This is a genomic window from Parabacteroides timonensis, assembly GCF_900128505.1.
GTDB classification, from domain to species: domain Bacteria; phylum Bacteroidota; class Bacteroidia; order Bacteroidales; family Tannerellaceae; genus Parabacteroides; species Parabacteroides timonensis.
Map to the genome: position 1 here is coordinate 1,319,729 of NZ_LT669940.1, position 21,017 is coordinate 1,340,745.

At 40.2% G+C, this 21,017-nt stretch carries 21 protein-coding genes and 1 tRNA gene; 8 read left to right on the top strand and 14 right to left on the bottom strand.

Annotated features, from left to right (window positions below; genetic code table 11):
• Positions 1-53: 53 nt before the first annotated feature.
• Positions 54-245: a phage integrase SAM-like domain-containing protein gene (locus BQ7394_RS05790; protein WP_075556499.1), complete on the top strand. Its 192-nt coding sequence runs from the start codon at positions 54-56 to the stop codon at positions 243-245.
• Between the two features lie 156 nt (positions 246-401).
• On the opposite strand, the gene spt is transcribed toward BQ7394_RS05790, so the two are convergent.
• Positions 402-1,589: a serine palmitoyltransferase gene (gene spt / locus BQ7394_RS05795; protein WP_075556500.1), complete on the bottom strand. Its 1,188-nt coding sequence runs from the start codon at positions 1,587-1,589 to the stop codon at positions 402-404.
• A gap of 198 nt (positions 1,590-1,787) precedes the next feature.
• Between spt and BQ7394_RS05800 the strand changes: the two genes are divergently transcribed.
• On the top strand, positions 1,788-2,759 hold the full coding sequence (locus BQ7394_RS05800) for a diacylglycerol/lipid kinase family protein (RefSeq protein WP_075556501.1): 972 nt from the start codon (positions 1,788-1,790) through the stop codon (positions 2,757-2,759).
• Here BQ7394_RS05800 and BQ7394_RS05805 read toward each other — a convergent pair.
• A complete protein-coding gene (locus BQ7394_RS05805; protein ID WP_075556502.1) occupies positions 2,744-3,460 on the bottom strand; it encodes a tRNA1(Val) (adenine(37)-N6)-methyltransferase in 717 nt (238 codons plus the stop codon). The genes BQ7394_RS05800 and BQ7394_RS05805 overlap by 16 nt on opposite strands.
• Before the next feature lie 108 nt (positions 3,461-3,568).
• Between BQ7394_RS05805 and lon the strand changes: the two genes are divergently transcribed.
• A complete protein-coding gene (gene lon / locus BQ7394_RS05810) occupies positions 3,569-6,028 on the top strand; it encodes an endopeptidase La (RefSeq protein WP_374048198.1) in 2,460 nt (819 codons plus the stop codon).
• A 66-nt stretch (positions 6,029-6,094) separates the two neighbouring features.
• Here the strand turns inward: lon and BQ7394_RS05815 are convergent, their stop codons facing one another.
• The 5 genes from BQ7394_RS05815 to nusB all read right to left on the bottom strand — a co-directional run bounded on the left by BQ7394_RS05815 (position 6,095) and on the right by nusB (position 9,566).
• Positions 6,095-6,544 carry a DUF5606 family protein gene (locus tag BQ7394_RS05815; RefSeq protein WP_075556504.1) on the bottom strand — a complete coding sequence of 150 codons (450 nt, stop codon included), beginning with the start codon at positions 6,542-6,544 and terminating at the stop codon, positions 6,095-6,097.
• A gap of 114 nt (positions 6,545-6,658) precedes the next feature.
• Complete coding sequence (gene coaE, locus BQ7394_RS05820; RefSeq protein ID WP_075556505.1) at positions 6,659-7,249, bottom strand: dephospho-CoA kinase; 591 nt, start codon at positions 7,247-7,249, stop codon at positions 6,659-6,661.
• Positions 7,242-8,255, bottom strand: coding sequence for a YbbR-like domain-containing protein (locus BQ7394_RS05825; RefSeq protein WP_075556506.1), 1,014 nt, complete (start codon positions 8,253-8,255; stop codon positions 7,242-7,244). Before BQ7394_RS05825 ends, coaE begins: the two co-directional genes overlap by 8 nt.
• A 12-nt stretch (positions 8,256-8,267) precedes the next feature.
• On the bottom strand, positions 8,268-8,579 hold the full coding sequence (yajC, locus tag BQ7394_RS05830; protein ID WP_075556507.1) for a preprotein translocase subunit YajC: 312 nt from the start codon (positions 8,577-8,579) through the stop codon (positions 8,268-8,270).
• A gap of 60 nt (positions 8,580-8,639) precedes the next feature.
• Positions 8,640-9,566 (bottom strand): transcription antitermination factor NusB, encoded by a 927-nt coding sequence (gene nusB, locus BQ7394_RS05835; protein ID WP_075556508.1) that lies wholly within the window; start codon positions 9,564-9,566, stop codon positions 8,640-8,642.
• A 224-nt stretch (positions 9,567-9,790) separates the two neighbouring features.
• Here nusB and BQ7394_RS05840 point away from each other — a divergent pair, with 224 nt between their 5' ends.
• A complete protein-coding gene (locus BQ7394_RS05840; RefSeq protein ID WP_075556882.1) occupies positions 9,791-10,156 on the top strand; it encodes a DUF3276 family protein in 366 nt (121 codons plus the stop codon).
• Positions 10,157-10,250: 94 nt separating this feature from the next.
• Here BQ7394_RS05840 and BQ7394_RS05845 read toward each other — a convergent pair whose 3' ends face one another.
• Positions 10,251-10,421, bottom strand: coding sequence for a DUF362 domain-containing protein (locus BQ7394_RS05845; RefSeq protein ID WP_007658993.1), 171 nt, complete (start codon positions 10,419-10,421; stop codon positions 10,251-10,253).
• A 111-nt stretch (positions 10,422-10,532) separates the two neighbouring features.
• Here BQ7394_RS05845 and porT point away from each other — a divergent pair, with 111 nt between their 5' ends.
• Positions 10,533-11,234, top strand: coding sequence for a type IX secretion/gliding motility protein PorT/SprT (gene porT / locus BQ7394_RS05850; RefSeq protein ID WP_075556509.1), 702 nt, complete (start codon positions 10,533-10,535; stop codon positions 11,232-11,234).
• Here porT and BQ7394_RS05855 read toward each other — a convergent pair.
• The 3 genes from BQ7394_RS05855 to rsfS form a co-directional block, all read right to left on the bottom strand.
• The gene (locus BQ7394_RS05855) at positions 11,221-12,054 is read right to left on the bottom strand and encodes a phosphatidate cytidylyltransferase (RefSeq protein ID WP_075556510.1); all 834 of its coding nucleotides are present in this window, start codon (positions 12,052-12,054) and stop codon (positions 11,221-11,223) included. The two genes, porT and BQ7394_RS05855, sit on opposite strands and share 14 nt — an antisense overlap.
• Before the next feature lie 137 nt (positions 12,055-12,191).
• Positions 12,192-14,225, bottom strand: a complete 2,034-nt coding sequence (gene ftsH, locus BQ7394_RS05860) for an ATP-dependent zinc metalloprotease FtsH (protein ID WP_075556511.1) — start codon at positions 14,223-14,225, stop codon at positions 12,192-12,194.
• 29 nt (positions 14,226-14,254) lie between these two features.
• Complete coding sequence (rsfS, locus tag BQ7394_RS05865; RefSeq protein ID WP_075556512.1) at positions 14,255-14,614, bottom strand: ribosome silencing factor; 360 nt, start codon at positions 14,612-14,614, stop codon at positions 14,255-14,257.
• Positions 14,615-14,840: 226 nt separating this feature from the next.
• Between rsfS and BQ7394_RS05870 the strand changes: the two genes are divergently transcribed.
• Positions 14,841-14,911: transfer RNA gene (locus BQ7394_RS05870), tRNA-Gln, on the top strand.
• A 39-nt stretch (positions 14,912-14,950) separates the two neighbouring features.
• Here the strand turns inward: BQ7394_RS05870 and BQ7394_RS05875 are convergent.
• Both BQ7394_RS05875 and BQ7394_RS05880 read right to left on the bottom strand, forming a co-directional pair.
• Positions 14,951-15,904: a helicase associated domain-containing protein gene (locus tag BQ7394_RS05875; protein WP_075556513.1), complete on the bottom strand. Its 954-nt coding sequence runs from the start codon at positions 15,902-15,904 to the stop codon at positions 14,951-14,953.
• A gap of 731 nt (positions 15,905-16,635) precedes the next feature.
• Positions 16,636-18,129: an IMP dehydrogenase gene (locus BQ7394_RS05880; protein ID WP_075556883.1), complete on the bottom strand. Its 1,494-nt coding sequence runs from the start codon at positions 18,127-18,129 to the stop codon at positions 16,636-16,638.
• A 178-nt stretch (positions 18,130-18,307) separates the two neighbouring features.
• Between BQ7394_RS05880 and BQ7394_RS05885 the strand changes: the two genes are divergently transcribed.
• Complete coding sequence (locus tag BQ7394_RS05885; protein WP_075556514.1) at positions 18,308-19,015, top strand: pirin family protein; 708 nt, start codon at positions 18,308-18,310, stop codon at positions 19,013-19,015.
• Positions 19,016-19,083: 68 nt separating this feature from the next.
• Here BQ7394_RS05885 and BQ7394_RS05890 read toward each other — a convergent pair whose 3' ends face one another.
• The gene (locus tag BQ7394_RS05890; protein ID WP_075556515.1) at positions 19,084-20,370 is read right to left on the bottom strand and encodes a M64 family metallopeptidase; all 1,287 of its coding nucleotides are present in this window, start codon (positions 20,368-20,370) and stop codon (positions 19,084-19,086) included.
• Between the two features lie 80 nt (positions 20,371-20,450).
• Between BQ7394_RS05890 and BQ7394_RS05895 the strand changes: the two genes are divergently transcribed.
• Positions 20,451-20,930 carry a pyridoxamine 5'-phosphate oxidase family protein gene (locus BQ7394_RS05895; RefSeq protein ID WP_075556516.1) on the top strand — a complete coding sequence of 160 codons (480 nt, stop codon included), beginning with the start codon at positions 20,451-20,453 and terminating at the stop codon, positions 20,928-20,930.
• Positions 20,931-21,017 lie beyond the last annotated feature (87 nt).

The window sequence follows — 21,017 nt, forward strand, 5'->3', positions numbered from 1 at the left end:
TATGGAACAATAGTTCTGATATTTGTTCTTTATTCTTTATCACATATAAATATATGAGACATTCCATTTTTAGTTACCTGAATGTACAGGTTTCCCGAAAGCGGGAAGCCGGAAAAGAAAGCACTGCCGACCTCTATCGGGTGGTACAAAATCGGTTGTACCGCTTTGCGGCAGGTAAGCCTTTGTACTGGACCGACATTACCGTGGAACTGGTCGATGCCTTTGCCGGATTACTCCTCGTATGAGTGTCAAATTCAAAGCAGGCAAAGATTTATTGTCTATGATGAATAAAAAGGATGAAAGGAGATAAAGCATTATAATCGAGTGGTGAAAAACAGGAAAAGGCTGTCAAATAATAAAATTGACAGCCTTTTCATATAAATATCTTTTAGACAATACGCTTATTTTACTAAGCCGTGACTTTTAAATACTCTGTGGATCGCTTCGAGTGCCTTATCCAGTTGCTCTTTTGTATGAGTGGCCATCAAAGAGAAGCGGATTAGCGTATCTTCCGGGGCAACAGCCGGTGAAACAACCGGGTTTACAAAGATACCGGCTTCGAATAGTTCCTTAACGATAAGGAATGTCAAGTCGTTGTTACGGATGAACAACGGGATAATCGGAGTTGACGTATGTCCGATTTCACAACCCATATTCCGGAAACCGTCTAGTGCGTAATGCGTCAGGTCCCAAAGGTGTTCGATACGTTCCGGTTCGCTCAACATAATATCGAGTGCGGCACCTGCTGCAGCAGTAGCGGCCGGCGTGTTACTAGCACTGAAAATGTATGAACGTGAATTGTGACGGAGGTAGTTGATTGTATCTTTATCTGAAGCGATAAATCCACCGATAGAAGCCAGTGATTTACTGAATGTGCCCATGATCAGGTCTACGTCGTCGGTAACACCGAAGTGGTTACATGTTCCGCGTCCGTGATCTCCCAGAACGCCTAAACCGTGTGCTTCGTCTACCATAATGCTGGCATTATACTTTTTAGCTAAAGCGACGATTTCAGGAAGCTTGGCTACGTCACCTTCCATACTGAATACACCATCGATAACGATCAGTTTCACTTTATCCGGTTCGCACTTCTGAAGTTGCTTTTCCAGTGAATCCATATCGTTATGTTTATATTTCAACTTGGTCGAGAAGGAAAGACGATGACCTTCGATAATAGAGGCATGGTCTAATTCATCCCATAGGATGTAATCTTCACGTCCTGTCAGACAGGATACTACTCCCAGGTTGACCTGGAAACCTGTAGAATAAACGATTGCGTCTTCTTTTCCGACAAATTCAGCCAGACGTTTCTCTAATTGAATATGGATGTCGAGTGTACCATTCAGGAAACGCGAACCTGCGCAACCTGTGCCATATTTCTTGATCGCTTCAATTGCAGCTTCTTTTACTTTAGGATGGTTGGTTAATCCTAAATAAGCGTTAGAGCCAAACATCAAGACTTTTTTGCCGCTGATCATTACCTCAGTGTCCTGATCGCTTTCGATCATTCTGAAATAAGGGTAAATTCCTGCAGCCATTGCTTTTTGAGGAGCATCGTACTTTGCTAGTTTCTCTTGTAAAAGTTTCATATTATTATTGAAGAGAATGATTTTCTCGCTTATTAAAATTCTATTCAAAGAATTGCAGGTTTGTCGCATACATATTCACCTATGTTTCGGCAAATCCAGCCGCAAAAGTAGTAAAAAAATAACTTATAGTTGCCTTAATGCTTTAAAAGTTTTACAAAAGCATTATTTTTGTCCCTTCAATCTTTATAAACAGTTAGGATGGACGGAAAAAGAATAAAGGTGCAGGCTATAATAAATCCTATATCCGGAGTAGGTTCGAAGAGAAAGATACCCAGAATGATAGAGCAGATGTGCGAGAAAGGCAACTGTTTGCTGGATATCTCATTTACCGAATACCGGGGGCATGCAAGTGAGTTGACGAAAAAAGCGATCGATGAGGGGGCTAATTGTATTATAGCAGTAGGTGGCGATGGCACGGTGAATGAAATAGCCCGTTCTATGCTCCATTCTGATGCCGTGTTAGGGATTGTTCCGAAAGGATCTGGTAACGGACTGGCTCGCGAGTTGCATATACCGATGGATGCTAAACGGGCATTAGACCTGATTATCAAAGGGCATATTTCCACAATCGATTGTTGCAAAGCCAACAACCAGGTGTTTTTCTGTACTTGTGGAGTCGGTTTTGATGCCGCTGTAAGCCAGAAGTTTGCAGAAGAAAAACGTCGCGGATCTCTGACCTATATAAAGAATACAGTAGAAGAATATCTAAGCTATAAACCGGAGCCTTATGAGTTGTTGGTCGACAACCAGACAATCAAGGAGAAAGCGTTTCTGGTGGCATGTGCCAATGCGTCCCAATATGGGAATAATGCGTTTATTGCTCCACATGCCAATATCCAGGATGGACGGATGGATCTGACGATCTTATCTCCTTTCACTCCGCTGGATATAGCTCCTCTGGCTATTCAGCTTTTTACGAAACAGATAGATAGGAATAGTAAGATCAAGACACTGAAAGCCCAGCAGGTTACAATTATCCGGCAGAATCCGGGGGTAATGCATTTGGATGGTGAACCGGTGATGGCCGATAGTCGGATCGATATTTCTGTCATGCCGCAATCATTGCATGTTATAACTCCCGAAGTGGTTTCTTTTACGAAGGAGGTACATAACCTGTTTGGTGAGGTGACCCGTTTCTTTGATAAAAGATTACCTTACATTTTCAGATAGAACTCTTTGGTGAGTGCAATATATTCCGGGGTATACTGATGGCGGGCTTTTTCTATAATCAGTGTATCCCGTTTTGTTATGCTTTCTTCTGTAGCTGACAATTCTATCAGTAATCGCTTGGGTTGTGCTCCGGGGACAGGGATTACGTCTGTTTGCCTGTAAATATATAAATCGTTTATGGACGCGAGTTTCCTGACTTCATCTATTTGTTCATGGGGTAATACCAATGCGATTCGTCCCGTAGGAGATAACAAGGTCCGAACTTCCCGGATCAGTTCCGGAAGTCGTAGTGTTTCGGTATGGCGGGCAATCGTACGTTTAGTATCCGGACATTTCAGTGAATTTATAAAGTAAGGAGGGTTGGATACGATCAAATCATATTTCTTCTGTGGATTTGACATCACAAAATCAGTACATGAAGAATGTATCACTTTTATTCTTTCGGCAAAAGGAGAGGCTATTACGTTTTCTGTCGCTTGTATGTATGCATCTTTATCGATATCGATCGCATCGATTTCCGCCGAACTCCGTTGAGCCAGCATTAAAGCGATAATGCCGGTTCCGGTTCCTATATCCAGTATGCTTTTGCATTGGGTAGTTTCAGCCCAGGCTCCCAGCAACACGGCGTCGGTTCCGACCTTCATTGCGCATTTATCATGATAAATTGTAAATTCCTTGAATCGGAAATAAGGATTTGCCATATAATATTTATAATGTAAGGTGCAAAAGTAGTTAGAATTGACTGAAAAAGCTGTAACTTTGGCACGTTTATTGTATCAATACATACAATTGATAGGGAAGAAAATATGATGAAAGAAAGAATGAAGAGGTTTACTGAAGAGTCGTACGACGATTTAGATGATAATATTGGTATTGTAATGCCTATCCTGACAGAGTGCGATGTGGATGAGGATTTTACAGAGGGTATAGAGAAAGTCGGTAATGAAATACCTATTCTTCCGTTGAGGAATATGGTTCTTTTTCCGGGAGTAGCTATGCCGGTTATAGTCGGTCGTCCGAAATCTATGCGTCTGATAAAAGAAGCTGTTTATAAGAAAGCACTGATCGGTGTGGTATGTCAGAAAGAGATGAATACGGAAGATCCCGGTTTGGATGATCTGTACACAACTGGTGTGATTGCTGATATCGTGCGTGTTCTGGAAATGCCGGATGGTACGACAACCGTGATCCTGCAGGGGAAAAAACGTTTCGCTTTGGAATCTTTAAAAGAGACAGAGCCTTATCTGAAGGGCAAAATATCTTTGCTGGAAGATAAAATGCCGAAAAAGTCAGATCGTGAGTTCGAAGCGCTGATCTCCACAATTAAAGATCTTACCATAAAAATGCTGGGGGCTTTGAATGAGCCGCCACGTGATCTGATATTTTCCATAAAGAATAATAAGAATGTTCTTTACCTGATTAATTTTTCTTGTAGTAATATTCCCAGTGGATCGGCTGAGAAACAGGAACTACTGTTGATCGGTGACCTGAAAGATCGTGCATATCGTTTGTTGTTTATCCTAAATCGTGAATATCAGCTGGTAGAACTTAAAGCTTCTATCCAGATGAAGACGCATGAAGATATCAATCAGCAACAGAAGGAATATTTCCTCCAGCAACAGATCAAGACGATCCAGGAAGAGCTGGGTGGAAATATAAACGATCTCGAAATAAAAGAATTGCGTGAAAAGGCTGCCCGTAAGAAGTGGCCGGCAGCTGTAGCTGAAATATTTGAAAAGGAAGTTCGTAAGCTGGAACGTCTGCATCCGCAGTCTCCTGATTTTTCTATACAGACACAATATGTACAGACAATAATCAACCTTCCATGGAATGAATACAGCAAGGATAACTTTAATCTGGCTCATGCCCAGAAAGTTCTTGATCGCGATCATTATGGTTTGGAAAAGGTGAAAGAGCGTATTATAGAACATTTGGCTGTATTGAAGTTGAAAGGAGATATGAAATCGCCCATTATCTGTTTATACGGACCTCCGGGAGTTGGTAAAACTTCTTTAGGTAAATCTGTTGCTGAAGCTTTACATCGTAAATATGTGCGTATTTCGTTGGGCGGTTTACATGATGAAGCTGAAATACGTGGTCATCGCCGTACCTATATCGGTGCGATGAGCGGGCGTATTATCCAGAATATTCAGAAGGCGGGAAGTTCTAATCCTGTCTTTATCCTGGACGAAATAGATAAGGTAACAAACGATTTTAAAGGTGATCCGGCTTCTGCATTACTGGAAGTATTGGACCCGGAACAGAACTCGACATTCCATGATAATTATCTGGATATTGACTATGATTTAAGTAAAGTCATGTTTATAGCTACGGCTAATAATCTGAATACGATTTCTCAACCGTTACTGGATCGTATGGAACTGATTGAAGTAAGTGGTTATATCCTGGAGGAAAAGGTGGAAATTGCAGCCCGCCACCTGGTCCCGAAACAACTCGAAGCTCATGGCCTTAGCAAAGGTAAGGTGAAGCTCCCCAAAAAGACTTTACAGGTAATAATTGAATCATATACCCGTGAGAGCGGTGTTCGTGAACTGGATAAGAAGATTGCCAAGATCATGCGTAAGCTGGCCCGTAAAGTGGCTTCCGACGAGGCAATCCCGTCACAGATCAAACCGGAAGATCTCCATGAATATCTGGGACAAATCGAATATAGCCGGGATAAATATCAAGGTAACGAATATGCCGGTGTTGTTACAGGATTAGCCTGGACTGCAGTAGGAGGGGAGATTCTGTTTGTGGAATCGAGCCTGAGCCGTGGTAAAGGTTCTAAGTTAACTTTGACAGGTAATTTGGGAGAGGTAATGAAAGAATCTGCCATGTTGGCACTTGAATTTATTCATGCTCATGCTTCTTTATTCGATATTAACGAAGAATTATTTGAAAACTGGAACGTACATATTCATGTCCCTGAAGGGGCTATACCGAAGGACGGACCTAGTGCTGGTGTAACGATGGTGACTTCTCTTGTGTCTGCGTTTACCCAGCGTAAAGTGAAAAAGAACCTGGCAATGACTGGAGAAATAACGCTTCGTGGTAAAGTTCTTCCGGTAGGTGGAATCAAAGAAAAGATTCTGGCAGCTAAACGAGCCGGTATCAAGGAATTGATCTTGTGCAAAGAGAATCAGAAAGATATCAATGAGATCAAAGCGGAATATGTGAAAGGTCTGACTTTCCACTATGTGGAGGATATTCGTCAGGTAATAGATCTTGCCTTGTTGAAAGAAAAGGTGGATAATCCGTTGTTTTGATAATACATTATGATATAAAAAAGCGATGCATTTAATTATGCATCGCTTTTTTATGCTGATTTGTTTTTATTCGGCTTTTTCTTCAGCGCTTGTTTCTTCTTCCGCTTTCACTTCTTCTGCTGTCGGTTCTTCTTCCGGTGTGAAGTCGGTAATCTCGGCTCCGATCAGGATATTATACCATGTCAGCAATTTCTTAATATCGCTTGGATATACTCTTTCGCGGTCGAAATCAGGCAATACTTCTGCAAAATAGTTACGCAGTTCTTTGGTATCGGAAGGAACTGTTACTTTTGCTCCGTTTTCTTTATTTTTTACGCTGGTGAGTACTTCATGTAAAGGAACTTCCGTCTCGGTTGTATAAATAGCAATATCACCTAACGAGATTACTTTATCTTTTGCATACGCAGGTACTCTTTTCTTATCTGTCAGCGATTCGACAATCAGCATGTTCTTTCCGTGGGAAACCAATTTAAATAATCCCGGTTTTCCCGAAATAGACAAAATAGTCTTCAACATAATACTTCGTTTTCTAATAGTGTTAAACTTTAAAGCTGCAAATGTAGCATAACTATACGATTTAACCGTTACAATCGGAAAGAAAAATATGAAAGAGAATGTGAATTAAATCACTTATCCGGTTGCAGAAGTTCGGAGAGAGCTCAGAAATTTCTCGATCTGAGGCAATAACGCTTGTCGGTTGTCATTATGGATAACATAATCAGACCATTCCTTTTTTGTTTCATCCGGTAATTGGCTATTGATACGGTTTACGATATCTTCCCGGGAGGTGTTGTCGCGTTGTAAAGCTCGTTCGATACGAAGCCCCAGTGGCGCATATACCATAATGCTTTTATCTACCATTTTATTAAAGCCGGATTCAAAAAGAATTGCAGATTCTATCGCACAGAGTTCAGACGACTGGCTTTTTGCCCATTCCGTAAAATGGCGGTTTACTTCCGGATGTATTATGGCATTAACCTGCTTGAGATGTTCAGGATTTCCGAATATATGTGAAGCTAATAGCTTTTTATTCAATTCTTGTTCTGTATAAAGATCCTCACCGAATAAGTCTATCAACTGTTTTTTGATGATAGGGGATGTGGCTGTAAGTTTCTTACTTTCAGTATCTGCCACGTAGACAGGTATTCCGTATAAGTTGAATAAGGAAGCTACAACCGATTTGCCGCTTCCAATACCTCCGGTTATTCCAATTTTAATCATGAAGATTGTTTTGCTCCAGAATGAATTCTATTTTATCAGGAACAAGTGTCGCGGAACTTACCCAATCCGGTTTTTTTGTCAGGTGAATGGGAAGTGTTCCCGATGCGTTTTGTTCCAGATCTTTAAATGAAAATTTGATTTCAAATGCATCCTCCGATAAATCCTTGAAACGGGATAGCGGGATACTGCATGTTACTTTTGCAATAGCAGGGAAAGTACGCAAGGTGTAATGTGGAGGTAAATCAGTACAGAGTACAGGTATCTCCAGCGTTTTTTCCGTGAATTCTTCGATTGGGATCGTTACAGTAACACTTGTCGGATCATAAGTCGCTTCATCTACTTTTTGTAGCTGTATGGTCTTAGTGATCGTTTTATTTCCTTTTTTTATCTCTGTAAATACAGTTTTTGCCTGATTCAATGTATCCAGCACTACATCACTGGCATATACGCTGATATTTGCTGGGGAAATTGTAATATTTCCGGATATGTGAAACCCAGGATTAGTCTGTATTGCCCCATCGAAGACAACAGGTATCTCTTTTTTTATACGTTTACTATAAGCTGCATCGATATGTTGCGGTTCGAACCCTGTTAAGGAAGTTGTCGCTAACAGTTGTTTTTGGATATCGCTTTGTATTGTCTTTTTGGCGATAGATAAAGAACCACTCTTCTCCGTTTGATTTTTCATATTCGCTTCGATCGGGGCAAACGAACGGCCGAAGGAATAGTTAAGCAAAACACTTCCTTTATCTTTTACTCTTGCAACAACCTCTTGTGGAGGTGTTTCAGTAAAGGAAACATCCGGAGGAATATTTTTGTATCTGACCGGAATACTGATTTCTATTTCATATTCCTGTTGCAGGCTTTGTAATAACCAAAAGCCAAAAGCCAGTAGTACGAAAGAGAAAAAGATTAATGCTTCTTTCCATCTTTGACGACGCAGAAAAGCATTAATCTTCATCCGGGCAGACTTGAATGAGTAATTTATTCTATCAAGCTGCGACATATTTATTGTTTCTTATTTTTGCTGTGCGTCTTCTGAAGAAGCAAAGATAGAAGTCTTATCTACACGTATACGAACACCGTCTGAAATTTCGATTAGCATATAGGTGTCACCGATTTCTTTGATCTTACCATAGATGCCTCCTGCTGTGATTACTTTATCACCGGTTTTTAAGGCTTCGCGTGATTTCTGGATCTCTTTTTGCTTTTTCTGTTGCGGACGGATCATGAAAAAATAGAAGATTGCAACAATAACAACCATCATAAGGATACCTGACCACTGTGACTGGCCTCCGGCAGCCTGTAGGAAAATACTAACTAAGTTCATATACTATATTCGTTTATAAATTTATACCTATTTGACTAGGTACAAATGTAAGTATAATAATTAATCTTTGAGCAATACCTTTTCTTTTTTTAACTCCGATACGATAGAATCTAAAATTCCGTTGATGAAGTTACCACTTTTAGGTGTGCTATAGTATTTTGCAGTATCGATGTATTCGTTTAGTGTTACATTAATAGGGATCGATGGAAAAGTCATGATTTCAGCCAGAGCAACCTGCATGATGATCAGATCCATATTGGCAATACGCTCTGTTTCCCAATTTTTCATATGCTTGTTGATGCGTTCGCGGTATTCGTCACCTTTCAATAATGTCTGGCGGAATAGTTTGATAGCAAAGGAATGATCTTCCAAGTCTTTGAACATTGGTAATAATTCTTGCTTGCTTCCGTTCTTTTCCTCAAATTTTTTGATTGTTTTTAAAGTGAACGTTTCAACAATTTCGATATCATCATTCCAGTAGATACTCTTATCTTCCAGGAAATCTTCGATAACTTCGTTTCCACAAATCAGTTTTTTGAATACGCAACGCCAGAATTCCTTATCTGTTTCATAAGAATCATTCTCGTTGTCAATATATTCACTGTATAAATCAGAAGTCAGAATGATGTCGAGTATATTTTTAATGAACTCTTCATCGTTTGCCCAGGATATGCCTTGCTCTGCCACATACTTCTGAAGTGCTGCGTTTTCGGCAATCTGAGCCGCGAAGCGATTGTCTATCAGACGAGTGTTGGGATTCAACTCCGCATGAGTCGGCATGTACTTGCTCTTTTTAGCGTCAAGTGTCCGCTTCTGTAAATTGGTGACTTCAATAATAAGGAGGAGGAAATAATGATACAAATCATACGATTTCCGTAAGCTGAAAAGCAATTCATTTTCCGCAACTTTGAGGTCACTGTTTCCATTTTGATAGAATGAGTATACTATCTGTAAAACTTTAATGCGGATTAAAATTCTGTTGATCATCGTTTGAAGGAACTACTTGTTATAAATTTAGGCTGCAAAGGTAGTCATTCTTTTGATAAATGAGTTCGGGTTTACTTAATTTTATGTGTGTTAGCTGTTATTTTACAATTTGAAACGTAAAATCATACATTTTGATGCGTTAAAATAGTTGTTGTTTAAAAAAAAATGCACATATTTGAAGCAAGTTATGATAAATGGGTCGGTATTTAACAAAAGTTGGCTATATGGATGAGTCGGTGAAGAAAACACAGGTTGAAGGTGGCGATAAAGAGATTCTGTACTCTAAAGCTATAAAGGCAGGTAAGCGGATTTATTACCTGGATGTGAAGAAGAACTTAAAAGACGATTTGTTTCTGGCTGTAACCGAAAGTAAGAAGGTGCAGCCGAAGAATGGAGCACAAGTGTCTTTTGAGAAGCATAAGATTTTCCTTTATAAGGAGGATTTTGAAAAGTTTATGGAGGGAATGAATGATGTGATCAATTACATCAAACAGCGTAACTCTGACGGGTTGGACGCTAAGACCCCGGATATGGAGGCGAAGGCAGATGATGATTCGGATGATGAAATAAAACTGAATATCGATTTTTGAAGGGGGAAAAATAATAACGGGCAGTTTCTTAAATAAGAAAAACTGCCCGTTATCTTTTATAGGTATCCTTATCGGTTGCCTATTTTACTTCGGTTTATGCAACCGGATGAATTGCTTCAGTAGGACAAGCGTCTGCACAAGTACCACAATCTGTACACATTTCAGGATCGATATGGTAGATATCGCCTTCTGAGATAGCTCCTACCGGACACTCGTCGATGCAAGTACCGCAAGCAATACAATCTTCACTAATTAAATAAGCCATTTTCTTAAACGTTTAAATTGATAACTATTAGTTGGTGCAAAAATAGAGTTTTATTTGTATTTCTGCAATAAGTTCCTATCTTTTTCGTTATAATTCAAAATTGATTGAGAGTTGAGACGTCTATTATTTCTATTATTGGTATGTAGCCTTGCCTTACCGAGTGTAATGGCGCAAAAAGAGAAGGTTAAGAATCAGCCGTATGCCGATTTGAAATGGCTCCATCTGGGGTTTCATGTCGGATTACATGCGCAGGATTTGTTGTTGACAAATACGGGTGTTACAACTGACGGTGAAACCTGGTTCGCTGAAATACCCAGTTATTCGCCGGGATTTAGTGTCGGAGTAATCGGGGATATGTATCTGAATCCCTATTTTAACCTGCGTTTTGTTCCTACTGTCCATTTCGGGGATAAGAAGTTTCTTTTCCGGGAGCAGGCGACAGGAGAGGAGTTTACTACCTCTGTTCGTTCTACCATACTAAGTTTTCCGTTGGATGTGAAGTATTCGGCTCTCCGGTTAAATAATTATCGACCTTACCTGATTGGCGGAGTATATGGAGCCATGGACCTCGGACGTAAGAAAGGAATGCCGATTTTACTTAAAGGAGCCGACTTCGGGTTGGAGTTTGGTATCGGGTGCGATATCTATCTGCCATTCTTTAAACTTTGTCCGGAATTGAAGTTTTGCTTCGGATTAGTGGATTTGTTGGCTAAAAACCGCAACGACCTGACTGATCAGGAACTGATCAAATACCCCAATTCATTATCGAAAGCGACCTCCCGTATGGTGGTATTGACGTTTAATTTCGAATAAAGAGTTCTATATAAATGTAGGCTGCAGGAGCTGCCAGCATCAGGCTGTCGAACCGGTCAAGCATACCGCCGTGACCGGGGAGGAGATTACCGGAATCTTTTACTCCTAATGTTCTTTTTAACAGCGACTCGATCAAATCGCCCCAGGTTCCGAATATAACCACTGTGGCCGATAGTCCTAACCAATTATACCAGCTGATTTCAGGTGCATACCAGGCCAACGCCTGTGATGCCCCCAGTACAACCGCTAATCCGCCAAAGAAGCCTTCCCATGATTTTTTAGGTGATATGCGTTCAAATAATCTCCTTTTACCAATTAGAGAGCCGACCAGGTAAGCTCCTGTGTCGTTCAGCCAAATAAAAATAAAGATAGCCATAACGAACAGTGGAGAGTAAACAATCGTTCCCGGTGTATCGGGTATGGCGGCAATGAAGTTCAACATAGAGAATGTTCCTGCACAATAGATCTGTGCAAAAAAAGTAAAAGACCAGTTATTGATTGGATTCGGGGCTTTATAATACAGTTCGGCTACGAATGTGTATATAAGGAATAATAGGTAAGGGAGAAAAACAATTCCATCTGCCAACTGGTTGGTGTAAATGAAGGTGGCAGCAAATAAATAGACTCCTCCCAGCGAACCAATAAATCGTTTGATGGAAGCATCCTCATAATGTTTTACAAGACCATAAAACTCCCATAACGTTAATCCGGTGATCAAACTGAATATAACAAGGAAAGAGATTGAATGGTAGCATATAGCTCCGACAAGGATTGTGACGAAGATTATACCCGTAAGTGCTCGTATTATCAGATTTTTCAAAGCCGTATTATTTAGTTCGTTTGTTGATTTATTTTTCGTGCAAAGATAAAGAATAAATCCAAATATAAACAGAGAGGCCGGATAGTATCTTTTAATAAAGAACTATCCGGCCTTTTTATTTTTTAGAGAAGAACAGGTCAGACCTTTTTTTCTGCCGTATTGTCATCTGCAGGCGAAACCTGTGTGTCATTTTCGTCGACAGTTGTCTGTTCTTGTTTACTGTTGTTTGCTTTTTCCTGTAATTCCAGAATCTCTTCCGAACGCGAAACCCAGGCTCGTTTTCCAAAAATATGTTCCACGTCTTCTGTATAAATTACTTCACGTTCCAATAATACCTGTGCCAGTTTGTTGTGTCCTTCTGTATTGTCGGACAAAATTTTCTTTGCACGTTCATATTGTTCGTTGATGATCTTCTGTACTTCCTGGTCGATCATACGGGATGTTTCTTCACTATATGGTTTAGTGAATCCCCAGTCTTGACCGGTTGAGTCGTAATAATTTAGGTTAGGAAGATTATCACTCATGCCAAAGTAAACAACCATAGCGTAGGCCTGTTTCGTCACACGTTCCAGGTCATTGGATGCTCCGGTCGATATTTTACCAAGGAATAACTCTTCCGCCGCACGTCCTCCCAGTGTTGCACACATTTCGTCGAGTAACTGTTCGCGGGTGGTGATCTGACGTTCTTCCGGCAAATACCATGCAGCACCCAGCGCTTTGCCTCTTGGAACAATGGTAACCTTTACTAACGGATTGGCGTGTTCAAGCAGCCAGCTTAAGGTTGCGTGGCCAGCCTCGTGATTGGCTATACAATTCCGTTCGTCGGCAGTCGTTATCTTGGTTCGTTTTTCCAAACCACCTACGATACGGTCGACAGCGTTCATAAAGTCTTCTTTCTGAACAAATTTCTTACCACTGCGGGCGGCAATTAATGCCGCTTCATTACAGACATTAGCGATATCGGCACCAGAAAATCCCGGAGTCTGGCGAGCCAAAAATTCCGTATCGACACTTTCGTCTATTTTGATAGGACGTAGGTGCACTCCGAATATCTCTTTACGCTCGTTCAGGTCGGGCAATTCTACGCTGATTTGACGGTCGAAACGTCCGGCACGAAGTAAGGCCTTGTCCAAAATATCGGCGCGGTTAGTCGCTGCCAGAATGATTACACCGCTGTTGGAGCCGAAACCGTCCATTTCTGTCAATAACTGATTCAGCGTATTTTCCCGTTCATCGTTACTGTTCATGTTTACGTTTTTGCCACGCGCACGGCCTACGGCATCAATTTCGTCAATGAACACGATACAGGGTGATTTTTCTTTTGCCTGGCGGAACAGGTCACGGACACGTGACGCTCCTACACCGACAAACATTTCAACGAAATCGGAACCGGAGAGAGAGAAGAACGGTACATCAGCTTCACCAGCTACGGCCTTTGCCAGTAACGTTTTACCTGTTCCCGGAGGACCGACTAATAAAGCTCCTTTAGGAATCTTACCTCCCAATTCCGTATATTTTTCCGGACTTTTAAGGAAGGAAACGATTTCTTCTACCTCTTGTTTGGCTTCAGATAATCCTGCTACATCCTTAAATGTTACTTTCCGGTCATTATCTTTGTCGAATAATTGTGCTTTAGCTTTGCCTACGCTGAAAACTCCACCGGGACCTCCACCTGCACCTCCGGACATTCTCCGCATCAGGAAAATCCATACGGCAATAATAAGGATGATCGGTCCGAATGAAACAAGAAAGTTCCATATGGCATCATCTCCTTCTTCGAAGCGTACTTGGGTGTCAATGTGGTTATCGGTAACCGCTTTATCGTAAAAATCGGAAAATTTGTCTGCCGATGGTATTTTTACATATACCTTCGGGTTTGTTCCTAAAGCTGAACTGTCGCTTTTAAAGACTAATCCTTTTTGTCCGCTTTTGACTGTCGCTTCAACCAGGTTTTTCTTGTTATAGACAACCATTTTGTCAAATACGTTTTCCTGAGCCAGCTTCTGAAATTCCGTCCATCCCAGTTCTTTTGACGCCGAAGAATCGTTAGTCAGATACAAAGCAATAAGCATCATGAAAATTAACCCGTACATCCAGTACAGGTTAAACCGGAACATTTTAGGCTTATTGTTCTTCGGTGTTTTATTAAACATGTCGTTTTTATTTTCCATACTTTGAATTCGATAATATTAATCCGGCTTTAGTCGAGATTCGGAATCTGGGTGACTTTAGCGTCAGACCATAGGTTATCCAGATTATAGAACTCACGTTGTTCCGGCGTAAATATGTGTACAAGAACCGTGCCATAATCCATACCTATCCATAGGGAGCTTTGATTGCCGTCGATAGATAGTGGTTTTTCACCCGCATTTCTACGCGCAAAATCCCATACTGAATCGGACAGGGCTGATACTTGGGTAGGAGTATTACCTTCACAGATAACCATGTATTGGCATACTGCCCCAGATAGCTGGGTTAAATCTACGGTTACAATATTTTTGCCTTTTTTTTCTTGTAGACCTTCTACAATTGTTTGTACTAATTCTTTTGTTTGATCCATCTATTTTTTATTGAATAATATTTCGGAGATGCAAATATACTTCTTAAATTTATTATGTACATGCTTTATCTGTTTAATATATGTATAAACCCTGTAATTTCAAAACAGGGAAAAGAAGAAAATGTTTATTTTGATGAAATTTTTTTGCTGAATATTTGCAGATATGAAAAATGTCCGTATCTTTGCACCCGTAATCGAGAAACATACTACTCGAAACAACAAAAACTGTTCTATGGTGTAATGGTAACACGTCAGATTCTGGTCCTGAAATTCCAGGTTCGAGCCCTGGTAGAACAACAAAAAGGTTTGAAATTATTTCAAACCTTTTTTTGTGTCTTATTCGTTCTTCCCTTTACCCCATTTAAATCCTATACTGTTCAATAATTGGATACGGTCATTGCTTAGTTTTCCTTTTCTTCTCAAGTATGCCATTCTCATCCACCAGGAATAAAGAGGTTTTTCTTCCTCTGTTGTTGTGGAAGGATATCGTTTGTGGGTGGTGATGAAGTCACAAAATTCGGTATATCTGCCAAACCATATTCTGTTTAACTGTTCTTCCGTACGACCATTGTTTGTTACATTGATTTCCCATTCAAAACCTAAGTCGGTTAATTTTTTAATTTGTGAAGAAGTCAGTTTACCGGTTTTGTCTGTTCCATTTTTATAGGCTCTCATTTTACTGCACCATTTGGCTAACCGTGTTTCTTCTGAGTCTGTAGCATGAGCCGGCCATCTTCCGTTGTGGATATAATATTTCTTGACCATGTTGAATGATTCATTCCAGCTTCTTTTTTTTCTGTTTTTATTCCATAAAAATCCGATAGCATCCAACATTTGAATACGTTCATCACTCAAACGACCTTGCAATATACCGTTTCTCACGCTTTTCTGGGTAGTACACCAGTTGTATAGTTTGTTCTCTTCCGGATTTGTTGAACTAGGCAATGGCCAACGTTTCTCATTCTTTACGAAATCTTTCAGTTTATAATAATTATTTTCCCACTGTTCAGTGCTTTTTTGTTGTTTATCGGCATCGATTCTGTCTACCAGCTCAATGATTTTCTCTGGTAATCTTTCGGGAAAATGATTTCTGAGATATCTGATTCGAACGATCCATTGTCCCAAAGGCAGTTCTTTCGGGTCTTTGGCAGTGGGTGAAGGCCATTTGTTGTTTTTTTCAAAAAAAGCAATAGTAGAACGATATTTATTATTTCGTTTTTTACTGACTTTATTTGGTTTACGTGTTTTACGAACTTTGCTTTTTTTATCAATCTTACCTCTTGGTTCCATCTAACCTTTTTATTTTATCAATGTTTTTTATATGAATGATCTGAGATGTTTTTCTCAGTTTTCAAAGATATTCAAATATTTGATTTTTAGATATATGTAGTTCGTGTTATTTTGTTATTTTGACAAAATGATATTTTTACAGGTCTATATGTGCTTTGTATGGATTCTGTTCTTGCTCGTATGTAAATATTTGATTGTACGGTAGTTTTGAAATGTCTTAATGATGTGTTTTTTTTGATGTTTGTAAATAATGGTCGATATTTGGGTTATGGATGATTAATTTGTTTTGTGTTTTGTTTATATAGGTGTGATTATAGTATATTAAAAGAGTACGAGCTTTACTCTGCTCTGGAGAGAGAATATGTTGTTTGGCATAGGTTTTGAGGCGTAAAAGTATGCTTTCTGATTTTTATTTATCTTCTTTTAACATGAAATTCGGCTTAACCAGAATATGATTTCGTTTAAAAGAATTTTTTTTTCGTTTAAAACGAGTTGTAATTTCTTTTAAACGAATTTTATAATGAGTTGTTGATGGCTTATTTGTTAATATATGTGTATTTTCTTTCTCTGGAATGAGATGTTTGTATGTGTGTTGTGTTTTTGTTGCAGGGTTATTTGTAGCATATTGATTGTTGTAGGGGATGTCTTGGTTATAATATGTAAATATAAAACATCCGCAAAATCTCGGGTCAAGAGATATTTGCGGATGTTTTATTAAATATCAAATCTAATTAATTCTGTTCCTTCAGTATTACATCGTGTGCACCGCCTTCTACGATACTGGTAGAAGATACCAATGTGATTTTTGCATTCTTTTGCAGGTCAGGGATTGTAGTTGCTCCGCAGCTACACATAGTAGCTTTGATTTTACCTAAAGTAAGGTTCAGGTTATCCTTCATCTTTCCTGCATAAGGAACGTAGCTATCTACGCCTTCTTCGAATTTGAGTGATTCAGTTCCACCCATATCGTAACGCTGCCAGTTCTGGGCACGGTTTGAACCTTCACCCCAGTATTCCTTCACATAATTGTTTCCGATACGTAGTTTTTTTGTAGGAGACTCGTCGAAGCGGGCAAAATAACGTCCCATCATCAGAAAGTCGGCTCCCATGGCAAGGGCAAGAACCATATGGTAATCATGTACCAGACCTCCGTCGCTGCAAATAGGAATATAAACACCTGTTTTTTCTTTATATTCATCGCGAGCCTGGGCTACATCGATTAGGGCGGTAGCTTGTCCGCGACCGATACCCTTTTGTTCGCGGGTAATGCAGATAGAACCGCCACCGATACCAACTTTGATGAAATCGGCTCCGGCTTCCACCAGATACATAAAGCCTTCCCGGTCTACTACATTTCCGGCACCGACTTTAACTTTGTCACCGTATTCTTTCTTAATCCACTGCAGTGTTTCGTACTGCCATTCGGAATAACCGTCGGAAGAGTCGATACACAGTACATCTACTCCGGCTTCAACAAGAGCAGGTACACGCTCCATATAGTCGCGGGTATTGATGCCTGCACCTACTAATAACTTTTTATCAGCTCCTGACATTTCGTTGGGATTGTCGCGGTGGCTGTCATAATCCTTACGGAATACAAAATAAGCCAGATTCTGATCTTTATCTATGATCGGTAATGTATTCAGTTTATGATCCCAGATAATCTGGTTGGCTTCTTTCAGTGTGATACCAACTTCTCCAACAATCAGTTTAGAGAAAGGGGTCATGAATTCTTTAACCTTTGTACGGGGATCGTCTTTTTCTGCGCGGTAGTCGCGGCTGGTGACAAGTCCCAGCAGTTTACCATTAGGCGTTCCGTCGTCGGTAACTCCGATTGTGGAATGTTCTGTTTTGCTGACCAGGGCGATTACATCGGCCAGTGTGTTTTCCGGTGTCAGGTTTGAATCACTGATTACAAATCCGGCCTTAAATTTTTTCACTCTGCGTACCATATCTGCCTGGCTGGCGATAGGCTGTGATCCGAAAATAAATGAAAGTCCTCCGTTACGGGCTAACTCGATGGCCAGTTCAGGACCGGATACCGATTGCATGATAGCCGAAACAAACGGGATGTTTAGTTCGATAGAGGACTTTTCGTTGACATTATGTTTCACAAGTGCTGTTTTCAGTGAAACGTTTGAAGGTACGCACTGTTTAGTGGTTAAGCCGGGAATAAGCAGGTATTCTCCGAAGGTTCTAGATACATCGTTTAAGTAAACTGCCATATGATTAATATTTACTGGATGAATTTTGTGCAAAAGTACTGAATTCTCTTCAGATATGTTTTTATTTAGGAGCATTTTTCATACTATTTAAAAGGATACTGTCTTGGGGGATATGCAAACCGGAACTTTTTCAATGAGTAATATGTTATATAGATGAATTAAAGAGGAGGAATTATTTATGAAAATGGTAGTAGACAAGGCGAACTCTCGCGGATATGCAAACCATGGATGGCTTAAAACACATCATACATTTAGTTTTGCTAATTATTATAATCCCAAGAGGGTACATTTTGGCAAACTACGCGTCCTGAATGACGATACGGTAGCTCCAAGCGAAGGTTTTGATACCCACCCGCATAAAAATATGGAAGTAATCTCTATTCCGCTGAATGGTTATTTGCGGCATGGCGACAGTATAAAGAACAGTAAAACTATCACTCCGGGCGATCTTCAGGTGATGAGCGCCGGAACGGGTATTTTCCATAGTGAGTTCAACGACAGTGCTGAACAGCAGCTTGAATTTCTGCAGATCTGGGTTTTTCCACGTGAAGAAAATACGGCTCCGAAGTATAATAACTATGATATACGTCCGCTATTGAAAAAGAACGAATTGTCGCTGGTACTTTCGCCGGACGGGGAAACACCTGCTGCGATCAATCAGGATGCTTGGTTTTCGATAGGAGAACTGGATGCCGGGCAGATTAAAGAATATAAGTTCCACCGTCAAGGTATGGGAGTATATCTTTTTGTCATTGAAGGAGAAGTAGAAGTAAGCAATACCGTTCTTTCCAGACGTGATGGTGCCGGTTTTTATGATACGGACAGCATTACCATAGAGGTGTTGAAAGATGCGAAGATTTTGTTAATGGAAGTTCCGATGCAGTAATAGCATCAGGTTAATAATAAAAAAGGTTCCGGTTGTCTGACCGGAACCTTTTTTTATGAAAGATATTTTTAATAACTTCTGTCTGATAAGAAATCAATCATTCGCAAAATAGCACGGCTACATGCCGGGCAGAAAGGAGCGTAATCGCGCATCATGCAATGATCCATCGGGCGATAGATTCCTTCCGAAATATAACCACCTCCTTCAAATACGCCGGCTTTATCCTTATGTGCATCATCAAGTGGTGTCGGGATCGGAGTGTTAGCGGGTAATAGATCTTTCCATTTGCTTTCAAAATCAACTAGTGTCGTAATGTTAGGCTCCCAAGGCTCATATTTCAAATTGTAAAAATCCTGATAAGCCACCTCAGAAGAAAAATATTCATCAGCCAGCCCTGCAAAGCTATGTCCAAACTCATGGACGAATACATGTTGTGTGCGTTCATTATCGGCTGTGCCGATTGCATAGAAATTATACATACCGCCACCACCATAAGTATCGGTATTAACCAGAATAAATATGGCATCACACGGGACATTCCACACAGCATCGCGGATTGATTTCATATCGGGTGTGGTCAAATAACGGTCTACACCGAAAGTGTAATAACCAGAGTTCAATGCCGTATTTTTATATATACCTTTTCCCGAAGTGTCGGTTCCTGCATCTTCAGAAACCAGATTAACCGCCCAGATATTGAAATCTTCCCGGCGTGTTGTGTAAGGAGGTGTATTGAAAAGGGATTCTGTAAATTTTTTTGCATCGGCGACGAACTTTTCCTGATCGGCTGCCGTATATCCTTCTGCAATAAATACCAGGTCCACTTTTTCACTGGAGTCTCCCTTATATTGGATCTGAGTCACCTTATTATCTTTCAGTTTACCGCGGTCAATAAAAATACTGGTCGGGTCGATATCCATTTTAAGCAGTGAATGAAACTGCATATCGGCTTTGTCTCGAGCGGCTATTTCAACAACAACTGTTGTTTTAGGATAGGGAACTGAAATACTGTTTGTCCACGATTGAGTTTCCGTTTTAGCCTGCTCTGTGGTGCGCCATTCTTCAAATAACGTATTGAATCCCCGCGAATAGATCAGGTTGTTACTGTTTTTATCATATATATTTACATAATAACCGCCATAGTTGAACTTGTCGATCAGGTTTTTCACAGGGCCTCCCCATACAGGTTCTTCACGTAATTGTTGTATGGCAGCAGCCTGGAATTCGGAGTTTCCGCTTAGAGCGAAGTCTATCCGAAGACTTTTTTTATTGAAGTATTTATTAAAATCGCTCTGTGCCAGACAACTAAGACTGCAAAGGGCGGCAATTAGAAATAAGGAAATCTTTGTTCTCATATTTTCGTGTTTTATTAGGTGTTCTTTGTACGCACAAATATAATGTATTTTGTAGATTTGTGGTTCTAAAATGTTGTGATATGTTTGCAGAAATAAGAAGAAAAGACAGAATACTGGATAATGAATCTGCTGTCCGGTTATTGGAAACGGGAGAATATGGTTTTCTGGCGATGTCCGGAGCGAATGGTTTTGGTTATGGAATACCGATCAGCTATGTAATGGATCCTAAAGGACATATCTATTTTCATTGTGCCCCGGAGGGATATAAACTGGAATGTATCAGACAGAATCCGAAAGTCAGTTTTTGTGTGGTAGGCAATACTCGGGTTATTCCAAGGCAATTCAGCACAGCTTATGAGTCGGTAATTGCTTTTGGAACGATTTATACTGATCTACCGGATGATGAAAGATTGTATGCTTTGCGTCTGCTTGCTAAAAAGTATTCGCCGGAATACAACACAATAAGTGAAAAATATATAGCCGGTTCTTTCGGGCGGACTAATGTTTTACGATTGGATGTTGAACATATTTCCGGTAAATGTAAGCGGATCAAAGAATAAGGATGGATATAAATAATTAATCCCGGGAATGTTCCCGGGATTAACCCTCTCTTAGTTATGATCGAGGTACCTTGAATTCATCTCATT

What these genes read in the sequence shown, in the direction of transcription:
- rsfS (WP_075556512.1), bottom strand. Translation starts at nt 14,614, where the DNA reads ATGGATCAAACAAAAGAATTAGTACAAACAATTGTAGAAGGTCTACAA.
- BQ7394_RS05800 (WP_075556501.1), top strand. Translation starts at nt 1,788, where the DNA reads ATGGACGGAAAAAGAATAAAGGTGCAGGCTATAATAAATCCTATATCC.
- BQ7394_RS05845 (WP_007658993.1), bottom strand. Translation starts at nt 10,421, where the DNA reads ATGGCTTATTTAATTAGTGAAGATTGTATTGCTTGCGGTACTTGCATC.
- BQ7394_RS05880 (WP_075556883.1), bottom strand. Translation starts at nt 18,129, where the DNA reads ATGGCAGTTTACTTAAACGATGTATCTAGAACCTTCGGAGAATACCTG.
- BQ7394_RS05890 (WP_075556515.1), bottom strand. Translation starts at nt 20,370, where the DNA reads ATGAGAACAAAGATTTCCTTATTTCTAATTGCCGCCCTTTGCAGTCTT.
- BQ7394_RS05875 (WP_075556513.1), bottom strand. Translation starts at nt 15,904, where the DNA reads ATGGAACCAAGAGGTAAGATTGATAAAAAAAGCAAAGTTCGTAAAACA.
- coaE (WP_075556505.1), bottom strand. Translation starts at nt 7,249, where the DNA reads ATGATTAAAATTGGAATAACCGGAGGTATTGGAAGCGGCAAATCGGTT.
- yajC (WP_075556507.1), bottom strand. Translation starts at nt 8,579, where the DNA reads ATGAACTTAGTTAGTATTTTCCTACAGGCTGCCGGAGGCCAGTCACAG.
- ftsH (WP_075556511.1), bottom strand. Translation starts at nt 14,225, where the DNA reads ATGGAAAATAAAAACGACATGTTTAATAAAACACCGAAGAACAATAAG.
- BQ7394_RS05885 (WP_075556514.1), top strand. Translation starts at nt 18,308, where the DNA reads ATGAAAATGGTAGTAGACAAGGCGAACTCTCGCGGATATGCAAACCAT.
- spt (WP_075556500.1), bottom strand. Translation starts at nt 1,589, where the DNA reads ATGAAACTTTTACAAGAGAAACTAGCAAAGTACGATGCTCCTCAAAAA.
- BQ7394_RS05895 (WP_075556516.1), top strand. Translation starts at nt 20,451, where the DNA reads ATGTTTGCAGAAATAAGAAGAAAAGACAGAATACTGGATAATGAATCT.
- BQ7394_RS05790 (WP_075556499.1), top strand. Translation starts at nt 54, where the DNA reads ATGAGACATTCCATTTTTAGTTACCTGAATGTACAGGTTTCCCGAAAG.
- BQ7394_RS05815 (WP_075556504.1), bottom strand. Translation starts at nt 6,544, where the DNA reads ATGTTGAAGACTATTTTGTCTATTTCGGGAAAACCGGGATTATTTAAA.
- lon (WP_374048198.1), top strand. Translation starts at nt 3,569, where the DNA reads ATGAAAGAAAGAATGAAGAGGTTTACTGAAGAGTCGTACGACGATTTA.
- BQ7394_RS05840 (WP_075556882.1), top strand. Translation starts at nt 9,791, where the DNA reads ATGGATGAGTCGGTGAAGAAAACACAGGTTGAAGGTGGCGATAAAGAG.
- BQ7394_RS05825 (WP_075556506.1), bottom strand. Translation starts at nt 8,255, where the DNA reads ATGTCGCAGCTTGATAGAATAAATTACTCATTCAAGTCTGCCCGGATG.
- nusB (WP_075556508.1), bottom strand. Translation starts at nt 9,566, where the DNA reads ATGATCAACAGAATTTTAATCCGCATTAAAGTTTTACAGATAGTATAC.
- BQ7394_RS05805 (WP_075556502.1), bottom strand. Translation starts at nt 3,460, where the DNA reads ATGGCAAATCCTTATTTCCGATTCAAGGAATTTACAATTTATCATGAT.